This window comes from Mycolicibacterium arenosum (assembly GCF_024320865.1).
GTDB lineage: Bacteria > Actinomycetota > Actinomycetes > Mycobacteriales > Mycobacteriaceae > Mycobacterium > Mycobacterium arenosum.
Genome location: NZ_JANDBD010000026.1, coordinates 1 through 10,616 on the forward strand (window position 1 = coordinate 1; position 10,616 = coordinate 10,616).

12 protein-coding genes and 1 pseudogene are annotated in these 10,616 nt (G+C 68.9%); 4 read left to right on the top strand and 9 right to left on the bottom strand.

Annotated elements, in window-relative coordinates:
• Positions 1–123: 123 nt before the first annotated feature.
• Positions 124–1,035, bottom strand: a complete 912-nt coding sequence (locus tag NM203_RS32915) for a haloalkane dehalogenase (RefSeq protein WP_255065267.1) — start codon at positions 1,033–1,035, stop codon at positions 124–126.
• Between the two features lie 206 nt (positions 1,036–1,241).
• On the opposite strand from NM203_RS32915, the gene NM203_RS32920 reads away from it, so the two are divergent.
• A complete protein-coding gene (locus NM203_RS32920) occupies positions 1,242–2,015 on the top strand; it encodes an alpha/beta fold hydrolase (RefSeq protein ID WP_255065268.1) in 774 nt (257 codons plus the stop codon).
• A gap of 24 nt (positions 2,016–2,039) precedes the next feature.
• Here NM203_RS32920 and NM203_RS32925 read toward each other — a convergent pair whose 3' ends face one another.
• Genes NM203_RS32925 through NM203_RS32935 form a run of 3 tightly spaced genes read right to left on the bottom strand, consistent with a single transcriptional unit; the run spans position 2,040 to position 4,527 of the window.
• Positions 2,040–3,248, bottom strand: a complete 1,209-nt coding sequence (locus NM203_RS32925; RefSeq protein WP_255065269.1) for a winged helix-turn-helix domain-containing protein — start codon at positions 3,246–3,248, stop codon at positions 2,040–2,042.
• The gene (locus NM203_RS32930; protein WP_255065270.1) at positions 3,245–3,730 is read right to left on the bottom strand and encodes a dihydrofolate reductase; all 486 of its coding nucleotides are present in this window, start codon (positions 3,728–3,730) and stop codon (positions 3,245–3,247) included. Before NM203_RS32930 ends, NM203_RS32925 begins: the two co-directional genes overlap by 4 nt.
• Positions 3,727–4,527 (bottom strand): thymidylate synthase, encoded by an 801-nt coding sequence (locus NM203_RS32935; RefSeq protein ID WP_255065271.1) that lies wholly within the window; start codon positions 4,525–4,527, stop codon positions 3,727–3,729. The genes NM203_RS32930 and NM203_RS32935 overlap by 4 nt, the downstream gene beginning before the upstream one ends.
• A 42-nt stretch (positions 4,528–4,569) precedes the next feature.
• Between NM203_RS32935 and NM203_RS32940 the strand changes: the two genes are divergently transcribed.
• Together NM203_RS32940 and NM203_RS32945 are read left to right on the top strand one after the other, a co-directional pair.
• Positions 4,570–5,307 carry an alpha/beta fold hydrolase gene (locus tag NM203_RS32940; protein ID WP_255065272.1) on the top strand — a complete coding sequence of 246 codons (738 nt, stop codon included), beginning with the start codon at positions 4,570–4,572 and terminating at the stop codon, positions 5,305–5,307.
• Positions 5,308–5,339: 32 nt separating this feature from the next.
• Positions 5,340–6,257 carry an HpcH/HpaI aldolase/citrate lyase family protein gene (locus NM203_RS32945; protein WP_255065273.1) on the top strand — a complete coding sequence of 306 codons (918 nt, stop codon included), beginning with the start codon at positions 5,340–5,342 and terminating at the stop codon, positions 6,255–6,257.
• Here the strand turns inward: NM203_RS32945 and NM203_RS32950 are convergent.
• The 4 genes from NM203_RS32950 to dapB are packed head-to-tail and all read right to left on the bottom strand — an operon-like array spanning position 6,251 to position 8,409.
• Entirely contained in the window at positions 6,251–6,709 is a 459-nt protein-coding gene (locus NM203_RS32950; protein WP_255065274.1) for a hypothetical protein, read from the bottom strand. The genes NM203_RS32945 and NM203_RS32950 overlap by 7 nt on opposite strands.
• A 35-nt stretch (positions 6,710–6,744) precedes the next feature.
• A complete protein-coding gene (locus NM203_RS32955) occupies positions 6,745–7,203 on the bottom strand; it encodes a flavodoxin family protein (protein WP_255065275.1) in 459 nt (152 codons plus the stop codon).
• Positions 7,200–7,667, bottom strand: coding sequence for a tetratricopeptide repeat protein (locus tag NM203_RS32960; protein ID WP_255065276.1), 468 nt, complete (start codon positions 7,665–7,667; stop codon positions 7,200–7,202). Before NM203_RS32960 ends, NM203_RS32955 begins: the two co-directional genes overlap by 4 nt.
• Positions 7,668–7,674: 7 nt before the next feature.
• Positions 7,675–8,409, bottom strand: coding sequence for a 4-hydroxy-tetrahydrodipicolinate reductase (gene dapB, locus NM203_RS32965; RefSeq protein ID WP_255065277.1), 735 nt, complete (start codon positions 8,407–8,409; stop codon positions 7,675–7,677).
• 437 nt (positions 8,410–8,846) lie between these two features.
• Between dapB and NM203_RS33270 the strand changes: the two genes are divergently transcribed.
• On the top strand, positions 8,847–10,499 hold the full coding sequence (locus NM203_RS33270; protein WP_303625555.1) for a hypothetical protein: 1,653 nt from the start codon (positions 8,847–8,849) through the stop codon (positions 10,497–10,499).
• Here NM203_RS33270 and NM203_RS32975 read toward each other — a convergent pair.
• Positions 10,496–10,616: pseudogene (locus tag NM203_RS32975) on the bottom strand (IS481 family transposase); the annotation flags it as partial. The gene NM203_RS33270 and the pseudogene NM203_RS32975 overlap by 4 nt on opposite strands.

Genomic DNA, 10,616 nt, shown 5'->3' on the forward strand with positions numbered 1-10,616 from the left:
CGGTGAACCACGAAGACCTCCGAGGTGAGTTGGTGCGTTCCTAGACAGCTCGCACTTCACCCGGAGGTCTTCGTCTTGTCACCTCACCACGCCGTCACCAACGTCCGTGGTCAGTACACCTAGTCACCGCGGGTTGGCCGCGATGAACTCGACGACGGCCGTCGCGAGCTCGGGCCCCCGGTCCTCCTGAAGGAAGTGCCCGCCCTGGGCGATCGTGACGTGCTTCTGCCCCTGCGCACCGCGTACGTGGGAGCGCAGCACGGGTTCGGCGGCGCCGGTGATGGGATCGGAATCCGAGAACGCACACAGGAACGGCCGGTCGTACTCGCCGAGCGACGCCCAGGCCGCGCGGTTGCGCGCCGCGGCCGGGTCCTCCGGACTCGTGGGCACCAGCATCGGGAACTGGCGGGCACCCGCCTGGTAGGTGTCGTCCGGGAACGGAGCGTCGTAGGCGGCGATCACTTCGGCGGTCAGAGTGGACACCGTCGCACCGTTGATGATCTGGCCCGCAGGGAACACCGGTACCTCCTGGCTGAACTTCTGCCAGGCCAGGAACGCCTTGCCGGGGTGGTGGTCGCCGGTGGGCAGCATCGTGTTGGCCGCCACCACTCGTGCGAACCGGTCGGGGTGTTCGGCGACCAGGCGCAGGCCGATCAGCCCGCCCCAGTCCTGACACACCAGGGTGATGTCGCCGAGCCCGATCGCATCGATTGCCGCCCACGTCCAATCCGTATGCGCCGCATAGGAGTAGTCGTCGCGACGGGTGGGCTTGTCACTGCGACCGAACCCGACGAGGTCGATCGCGACGGCGCGCAACCCGGCCGCGGTGAGGACCGGGATCATCGTGCGATAGAGGTAGCTCCACGACGGCTCACCGTGCAACAGCAGCACGACCTCACCGTCGGAAGGGCCCTCGTCCAGATAGTGCATCCGCAGCATCCCACCGTCACCTGCGGGCACTTCCACGTAGTGCGGTTCGAACGGGAAGTCGGGTAACCCCGCGAATCGCTCGTCGGGGGTGCGTACTACCTCCATGCTGATGCTCCTTTGCGTTGGTGAGATTGTCACCCCGGCCGGCCGCACCGGTGCAGGTGGGTCCGTGCGGCGGACCGACGACGTCGAGCATGGCGACGCCTCCCCAGCCACCCGCATCGACCGATCGACGGTCACGTAGAGCGGACCGACGACACATTGCTCGGCCTCCATCCGTTCAATCCGCACCACGTGGGTACATCACCCGGATGCGCTCAGTTCAGACCGGTTCGGGAAAGCCACTGTTACTCGTCCACGGCATCTCCAACCTGCACAACTGGGATCCGATCGTCCAGGCGCTGGCCCGCGAGCGAACAGTGATCTCCGTCGATCTTCCCGGCTTCGGCGACAGTGCGCCATTGCCTGGCGAGGTGACCATCGCGTCGTTGACCGACGCGGTCGAGAGATTCATCGTCGACCAGGAGCTCGGCGCCGTTGACGTCGTGGGCAGTTCGATGGGTGCGCGAATGGCTCTGGAGATGGCGCGCCGTGGCCATTCCGGCAACGTCGTCGCCCTCGACCCCGGCGGTTTCTGGACCGACCGACAGGTGAAGGTCTTCGGCGCCACCGTGAGACCGTCGATCTCCCTGGTCAAGCGCATCCAGCCGCTCCTACCCGCCCTGACCGGTAGCGCGATCGGTCGGACCGCGCTCCTCCTGCAGTTCTCGGCCAAGCCGTGGAAGCTCCCGCAGGACCTCGTCCTGCAGGAGCTGCGCTGCTTCGCGACGTCCGCCAGCATCGACGCCGCCCTGCATGCGCTGATCCACGGCCCGAAGCAGGAGGGGGCGCCGGCCGGATCGCTTCGCGGCCGCACGGTGATCGGGTGGGGCCGTAACGACAGGGTGACCCCACCCAGTCAGGCCGACCGGGCCCGGCAGCTCTTCCCGGATGCAGCGCTGCACTGGTTTTCCGACTGCGGTCACTTCCCGCATTGGGACCAGCCCGAGGAGACGGTGCGCCTGATCCTCGAAACGACCGCGTGAGCCGGCGCTGGCCGACCGCACGTCCTAGCGCAGCGCCTTGCGCAGTGCGCTCACCAGATCGCCTCGGCTGCCCACGGTGACATCGCCCAGCCCCAGCCAGGACGCCATCGACCGCAGTTCGTCCGCCAGCGCCGCGGCGACGTACCCGGCGTCCTCCCCCTCCTCGGTGAACGCGCCGACGACGGCGAGCGCATTCGACGCGCGTTCGGCCTTCAGATCGACGCGGCCCACCAGGCGTCCGTCGAGCAGGAAAGGCCATACGTAGTAACCGAATCGGCGCTTGGGCTGCGGCAAGTAGATCTCGATGCGGTAATGGAAACCGAAGAGCCTCTCGACGCGGGGCCGGAAGAAGATCAGCGGGTCGAACGGGCACAGCAGCGCGGTCCCCCGGTCCCACCGCGGCACCTTCTGCCCCGGCTTCAAGTAGGCGGGTGCGGACCAGCCGTCGACCTCGACCTCCTCGAGCTCACCGGCGGCGACAAGCGCGGCCACCGCGGGCTTGCTCTGCTTCGGGTTCAGCCGGAAGTAGTCTCGCAGGTCGGTTTCGGTGCCGATGCCGAGCGCTCCCGCGGCCCGCAGCACCAACTCCCGGATCGCCTCGGAGTCGTCGACGTCGCGGGCGAACACCTCCGGCGGCAGGACGCGCTCGCTCAGGTCGTAGTGCCGCGCGAAGCCGACCCTGGTCGCCGTCGTCAGCACGCCCGACGACCACAGCGCCTCGGCCACCCACTTGGTGTCGCTGCGGTCCCACCAGGGCCCCTTGCGTCCCCGCGGCTCCGCCTCGAGATGCGCCTCGATCTGGCCGGCGGTCGACGGGCCGAGTTCGGTGACCGCGGCGACGACGTCCTCGGCGAGGTGGGCGTTCTTCTTGACGATCTCTCGGCCCCAGCGCCCGTGCTCGTACTCGCGCATCCGCCACCGCAGCAGCGGCCAGTCGTCGACGGCCATCAACGCGGCCTCGTGCGCCCAGTACTCGACCATCAACCGCGGGGCCCTGGCGCTGTGACTCCACGCCGCCCTGTCGAGGACGTCGCGGTCGTAGCCGCCCAGCCTGCTGAACACCGGTGCGTAGTGTGCGCGCACCGCGACGGACACCGAGTCCAGTTGCAGCACCTGGATTCGCGAGAGCAGCTTGCGCAGGTGCGCTCGCGTCACCGGGCCCGCGGGCTTCGATTCGGTGAAACCCTGTGCCGCCACCGCGACCCGGCGGGCCTGCTCGGCTGTGAGCTTCACGCGCGAACGTAGGTCGAGAACCGGTAGCGCACGCCGGCGTCGCTCACCTGCCAGTCGCCGTCGGTACACGTCCACTCGTCGTCGAGTACGGGCGCCACCGCGTCCTCGTCCTCGCGGGGCAGGTCGACGTCGACCTCGGTGACCTCGCACCGCGTCGCGAAGGGCAGGGCGAGCGTGTAGATCTGGGCGCCGCCGATGATCCAGGTGTCCGGTCGGGTGAGCGCCTCCTCGAGGTCGCCCACCACCGTTGCTCCGTCAGCCACGTAGTCAGCTTGCCGCGTCACTACGACATTTCTGCGGCCCGGCAGCGGCCGTACCTTCGGGGGCAGCGACTCCCAGGTCAGCCGCCCCATGACGACCGTCGAGCCCATCGTCAGTTCCTTGAAGCGCGCCTGGTCCTCCGGCAGCCGCCACGGGATTCCGTTGTCCCGGCCGATGATCCCGGATGTCGATTGCGCCCAGATCAGACCGACATCCGTCACACGGCCACCGGGGCCTTGATGCCAGGGTGCGGGTCGTAGTCGACGATCGCGATGTCGTCGTAGGTGTAGTCGAAGATCGAGTCCCGCGGCGCGAGTACCAGTTCCGGGTACGGGCGTGGGTCACGGCTGAGCTGTAGCGTGACCTGCTCGACGTGGTTGTCGTAGATGTGGCAGTCCCCGCCCGTCCAGACGAACTCCCCGACGCCGAGCCCGGCCTGCGCCGCCATCATGTGAGTCAGCAGCGCGTAGCTGGCGATGTTGAAGGGCACGCCCAGGAACAGGTCGGCGCTGCGCTGATACAGCTGGCAGGACAGCTTGCCGTCGGCGACGTAGAACTGGAAGAACGCGTGGCACGGCGGGAGCGCCATCTGGGGGATCTCGCCGACGTTCCAGGCCGACACGATGTTGCGGCGCGAGTCCGGGTCGCGCCTCAACAGCTCGAGCGACGCGCTGATCTGGTCGATGTGCTCACCCGACGGCGTCGGCCACGAACGCCACTGCACTCCGTACACGGGACCCAGATCGCCTGTCTCGCTTGCCCACTCATCCCAGATGGTGACGCCGTGCTCCTGCAGCCAGCGCACGTTGGAGTCGCCGCGCAGGAACCACAGCAGTTCGTACACGATCGACTTGGTGTGCACCTTCTTGGTGGTGATCAGCGGGAAGCCGGCGGTGAGGTCGTAACGAAGTTGATGCCCGAACAGGCTGCGTGTGCCGGTGCCGGTGCGGTCCGATTTCGGCGTGCCCCGGTCGAGCACCAGGCGCAGCAGATCCTCATAGGGGGTCGGGATGGGCACGCGGTCAGCTTACGTCCAGCGCCTCGGGGTAGAACGGAAGGCATGCCGACCATTGAGGACACCATCACCACCGCCGACGGAGCTTGCGCCGTGACGCTCTCGACCCCGGACGGGGACGGCCCGTGGCCGGGTGTGGTGATGTACCCGGACGCCGGCGGCACGCGTCAGACGTTCCGCGACATGGCGCAGCAACTCGCCGACCTCGGCTACGCCGTGCTGGTGCCCGACGTCTACTACCGCGACCAGGGGTGGGCGCCGTTCGACATGGCGACCGTGTTCACCGACGAGGGAGAGCGCAAGCGCCTGTTCGGCATGATCTCGAAGGTCACGCCCGACATCATGGCCGCCGACGCCGCGGCGTTCTTCGACTACCTGGAGTCCCGACCCGAGGTGTCGGGCACCGCGTTCGGCACGACGGGTTACTGCATGGGCGGCCGCACCTCTCTTGTGGTGGCGGGCCGGGTTCCCGAGCGGGTGGCCGCGGCCATGTCGTTTCACGGCGGCGGGTTGGCGTCCGACGACCCCGGTAGCCCGCATCTGCTCGCCGACCAGATCACGGCCACCGTCTACGTCGGCGCCGCGGAGAACGACGCGTCGTTCACCGAGGAGAACGGCGAGACCCTCGACAAGGCGCTGACCGCGGCCGGTGTCGAGCACACCATCGAGTTCTATTCGGCCGGCCACGGTTTCGCGGTGCCGGACAACGGGCCGTACGACGCGGCTGCCGCCACGCGGCACTGGGCGGCGATGGAGCGGGTCTTCGGCGCGACCCTGGGCTGAGCGGCCTCGCCCCGATAGGCGACGATGTTCGGGTGTACGACCAGGATCCCGGCATCGCCGATGCGACCGCAGACGCAGGCACCCGCATCGACCCCGTGTTGGCCCGCAGTTGGCTGCTGGTCAACGGAGCGCAGTACGACCGGTTCGAGCCGGCCACCCGCTCCCGCGCCGACATCGTCGTGCTCGACATCGAGGACGCGGTAGCCCCGAAGGACAAGGTCGCGGCGCGCGACAACGTCGTTCGGTGGCTGGCCGACGGCAACACCGACTGGGTCCGGGTCAACGGCTTCGGCACCCAGTGGTGGGCCGAGGACCTCGACGTGCTGGCGAAGACCTCCGTCGGTGGTGTCATGCTCGCCATGGTCGAATCCGTCGACCACGTGACCGAGACCGCGAAGCGACTGCCCGGTGTGCCGATCGTCGCGCTCGTCGAGACCGCCCGCGGACTGGAGCGCATCACCGAGATCGCGGCGACGAAGGGCACCTTCCGGCTGGCGTTCGGCATCGGCGACTTCCGCCGCGACACCGGTTTCGGCGACAACCCCGCCACGCTGGCCTATGCGCGATCCCGTTTCACGATCGCCGCCAAGGCCTCTCATCTGCCCAGCGCCATCGACGGCCCGACGGTGGGTTCGAGCGCGCTCAAACTGTCCGAGGCGACCGCGGTCTCCGCCGAGTTCGGCATGACCGGCAAGATCTGCCTGACACCGGATCAGTGCCCGACGGTCAACGAGGGACTGTCACCGTCGCAGGACGAGATCGCCTGGGCCAAGGAGTTCTTCGCGGAGTTCGATCGGGACGGCGGCGAGATCCGCAACGGCTCGGATCTGCCCCGCATCGCCCGCGCGAAGAAGATCCTCGAACTGGCTCAGTCGTACGGCATCCACGCATCGGAGTTCGGTGACGATCCCGGCCACGCGCCCGCGCCGTCGGACACCTACCACTACTGATCGTCGCCGTGCCGCAGCAGTGACCGCAGGGCCCGGATGACGCCGCGGCCCGCATACGCTCCCGCCACGATTGAGAGCAGGATCAGCACGATGAACATGGGCCAGAACTGGCCCTTGGCCCGGTCGGCGACCTCGAACCACACGATGCTGAACAGGACGGCGCAGATGAACACCACGATGTCGCGCCAGTTTCCGCGGTAGGACTGGGCCATCTCGACGAGCGTGCGGTTCTTGTCGACCCCGGCGATGATGTCGTCGACACGGATGTCGATGACCCGCTGCAGTTCGGCTCGGCGCTCGACCTGTTCTGGCGGAAGCTGTGCGAGCAGATCCATGTCCTGCTTGATCAACGCGCGGACGTCCGGGCCGCGGAGGTTGCCGGCGAGCAAGCCGACGAGCGCCCCTCCGGCGATCGGCGCCCCAGCCATGGCGAAACTGGCGAGACCTGACATGGACAGACCGTACCGCTACGTCCGGTCCAGGGCTCTCAAATCTCCATCAGCTGCGCGGCGAGCGTGCCACCGAGCTCCCAGCACGACTGAATGTCCGCCTTGGTCGGTTTGCCCGAGACCGCCACGTGGGCGGCTGATTTCACCCACCCCAGGCCGGTCGTGATGGCGTCGACTCCGCGCTCGGCGCCTTCGGTGCCCTCGTTGCCGTGCAGGTACAGCCCGAACGGGCGGCCTCGAGTCGTGTCGAGACAGGGGTAGTAGAAGGTGTCGAACGCGTGCTTGAGCGCGCCGCTCATGTAGCCCAGGTTCGCCGGAGTGCCCAGCACGTACCCGTCCGCCTCGAGCACATCCGTTGGCGTGACCGACAGCGCCGGCTTGCGCACGACGCGGACGCCCTCGATCTCGGGGTCCGTGGCGCCGGCCAGCACCGCCTCGAACATCTCCTGCAGGTGCGGAGACGGCGTGTGGTGCACGATCAACAGCGTTGCACTCACCGCGAACCCTCCTCGATGCGCAGCGCCGTCTTCATGGTCTCCCGCGCGCGGCTGCGATCCCCCGCGTAGTCGTAGGCGCGGGCCAGTCGGTACCACCGTCGCCAATCATCCGGGTCTTCCTCGACTTCGGCTTTCACCTCGGCGAAGAGGGCGTCGGCGGCATCGCGTCGAATCCGGCCCGACGGCATCCGCGGCAGCTCGCTGACGTCGAGTTCCATCCCCTGTTCGCGCGCCATCCTGCCCAACCGCTGATGGGCGAATCCGGCGCGCAGCGTCGCCACCAGCGCCCACATCCCGACCACGGGAAGCAGGAAGACGCCAACGCCCAAACCGATGGCCGCCGGCTCGCCGGAGGTGACGAGCACGACACCGGCCCGACCGAGCAGCACGAAGTAGACGACCAGCGCCACGGACATCGCGGCGATGAGCAGTTGAATGCGCAGTGCGCGGGACCCGTCGGTCATCGGACGATCAGAGGTCGAGCAGGGGCTCGATCCCGACGGTGAGACCGGGTCGTTCGTGGACGTGCCGCACGGCCAGGAGGACGCCGGGGACGAAGGAGGTCCTGTCCATGCTGTCGTGACGGATGGTCAGCGTCTCCCCCTGTGTCCCGAACAGGATCTCCTGATGGGCGACCAGTCCGGCGACCCGCACCGAGTGCACGGGAATACCGTCGACGTCGGCCCCTCGCGCACCGTCCAGACCGGTGCTGGTGGCATCGGGATTGGGCGGCAAGCCTTTTCGCGCCTCGGCGATCAAGCGCGCCGTCCGCACCGCCGTGCCGGACGGCGCGTCGGCCTTCTGCGGGTGGTGCAGTTCGATGACTTCGACCGACTCGAAGAAGCGGGCCGCCTGCTTGGCGAACTGCATCGACAGCACCGCACCGATCGCGAAGTTCGGGGCGATGAGGACGGCCACGTCGCTCCTGTCGGCCAACCACGTCCGGACCTGCGCGAGGCGCTCGTCGGTGAAACCGGTCGTTCCCACCACGGCGTGGACGCCGCTGTCGATGAGGAACTTCAGGTTGTCCATCACGACGTCCGGGTGGGTGAAGTCGACGACGACGTCGGTATCGCTGTCGGTGAACGCGGTGAGCGCGTCCCCGGCGTCCACCCCGACGGTGAACCTCAGATCCTCGGCGGCATCGACTCCGGCCACGATCGTCGCGCCGACCTTGCCCTTGGCACCCAGCACACCCACTCGCATGGCGGAAGCCTATCGACCGGCCACGCGACGCCCGCATCTGCTCGCGGCAGCATCGATATGGCGCACCCGGCCGCATCGTTGCCAATGGCATTCAGATGATTAGCGATTCATCGCCCGCGAGCCGTTCATTGTTCACCCATTGTATTGCTATGTACCGGCTGTCATCCCGTCGACGACGACTTCCTCCAGACTCATCGGGGCGGCCCGAAATTGACGCTGACGCGAATAGAATCGAGGAAACCTCAACCACAAGGCCAGCTTTCGCACACAAAACCATCGCGCAGCGGCCGGAGAGCCGGCAGCGAGACCATGGGCGGGCTCGCCGAATCGGCACGTCGCCAAATCGAGTGGTGAGTTTGCTACCAATACAACCGAGCCCGTGGCAATATGTTGCTCGCGACAGCAGATGTTTTAGCTGACCCAGTGCCGAACGCAACATGAAGGGATCGAAGTCGATGGCCAAGCACGCGAAGAAGAAGGTCACGCGCACTCGTAAGAGGTCCGCGGTCACGGCGTTCCTCGCCGCAGGCGTCCTCGCAGGTGGTGGCGCCGCCGGCCTCACCGCCGCACTCACCACGGGGGCCAATCCGGTGGCCGCACCGCGAACTCAGAGCGCAGAGGTTCAGCCGGTGTTCCTCGGCAGCCTGCTGGGCAGCGTGCTGAGCACCCTCATCAGCAACGGATCGAACTCGGCGACGGGCAACGGTGGAAACGCCGGCCTGTTGATCGGCACCGGTGGATCGTCGGCCAATGGGCAGGGCGGTGCGGGTGGTCTGCTGCTCGGTAACGGCGGTGCGTCCGGCACGGGCTCGGGCGGTAACGCCGGACTGATCGGCACCGGCGGTGCCTCCGGCAGCGGAACGGGCGGAAACGGTGGACTCGTCCTCGGAGACGGCGGCGTATCGGTGACGGGCAACGGCGGCAGCGGCGGCCTCGTCGCCGGCAACGGCGGACTCTCCGGCACCGGAAACGGCGGCGCCGGTGCGCTGATTCTCGGCAGCGGCGGCTCGACCCTCACCGGCAACGGCGGACAGGGCGGCATCGTCGGCAACGGCGGCACGTCGGTGATCGGCGGCAACGGCGGCAACGCGGGCCTCGTCGGCACCGGCGGCAACGGCGGCGCCGGCCTGCCCGGCGCCGTCGGAGCCAATGGTGGTGACGGCGGCAACGGCGGCGGCCTCCTGGGCAGCGGCGGCAACGGCGGCGCGGGCGGCGCAGGCATCGTCGGGGGCAACGGCGGTGACGGCGGTGCGGGTGGCATCGTGCTGGGCAACGCGGGCAACGGCGGTGACGGCGGGTCGGGCACGGCCGCAGTGATCTTCAACGGCGCAGGCGGCAACGGCGGAAACGGCGGACAGGCAGGCGCTCTCGGGGCCGGCGGCGACGGCGGCAACGGCGGCAACGCGAACTCGCCCGGTGGCATTCTCGGTGCGACGGGCGGTGCGGGCGGCAACGGCGGAAACGGTGGCGTCGTGACGGGCGACGCCGGCGACGGTGGCGCGGGCGGTAGCGGCCAAACCACGAACACCGGGATCTTCCTGCCCGGCGGACCCGCGGCCGGCGGTACCGGTGGCACGGGCGGTGCGACCGGCGTGCTCGGTAACGGCGGTGACGGCGGAAACGGAGGCAACGCCAGCACCACCAACGGTTCGACCAAGGGTGGCGAGGGCGGCGACGGCGGGCACACCGCAGTGCTCGGCACCGGCGGCAGCGGGGGCTCCGGCGGTAGCGGCACCAACACCACGGCAGGCGCGTCGAAGGGCGGGTCCGGCGGCGACGGGGCCGACGGCGGTTCGGTGGTCGGAAACGGAGGCTCGGGCGGTGCCGGCGGTAGCAGTTCCACCAAGGGCGGCAGCGCGAGCACCGGTGGCGCCGGTGGCGACGGCGGTACCGGTGGCGGCGTGAACGGCAACGGCGGCTCCGGCGGTACGGGCGGCTCCGCCAGCACCGGCTCGGGCAAGGCCACCGGCGGAGCGGGCGGCGACGGCGGCGGCGGTGGGACCACCGGCGGCGGTGGCACCGGCGGTGCGGGCGGCAACGGCTCGGGCGGTGCCGGCAGCTCGAGCGGCAGCGGCGGCTCAGACGGCTAGCTGTACTGACCTGAGAGGTTAGGTACACGGCTGGCTGGTGGTTGACCGCCGAGTGCTGTGTGGCCGCGGTGGTGATTGTAGGTGTGCAACCAGCGGGGATACTCCTGGCATCGTTGT

Coding starts and splice junctions, on each gene's coding strand:
- NM203_RS32915 (WP_255065267.1), bottom strand. CDS start 1,035: ATGGAGGTAGTACGCACCCCCGACGAGCGATTCGCGGGGTTACCCGAC.
- NM203_RS32920 (WP_255065268.1), top strand. CDS start 1,242: ATGCGCTCAGTTCAGACCGGTTCGGGAAAGCCACTGTTACTCGTCCAC.
- NM203_RS32940 (WP_255065272.1), top strand. CDS start 4,570: ATGCCGACCATTGAGGACACCATCACCACCGCCGACGGAGCTTGCGCC.
- NM203_RS32950 (WP_255065274.1), bottom strand. CDS start 6,709: ATGTCAGGTCTCGCCAGTTTCGCCATGGCTGGGGCGCCGATCGCCGGA.
- NM203_RS32960 (WP_255065276.1), bottom strand. CDS start 7,667: ATGACCGACGGGTCCCGCGCACTGCGCATTCAACTGCTCATCGCCGCG.
- dapB (WP_255065277.1), bottom strand. CDS start 8,409: ATGCGAGTGGGTGTGCTGGGTGCCAAGGGCAAGGTCGGCGCGACGATC.
- NM203_RS33270 (WP_303625555.1), top strand. CDS start 8,847: ATGAAGGGATCGAAGTCGATGGCCAAGCACGCGAAGAAGAAGGTCACG.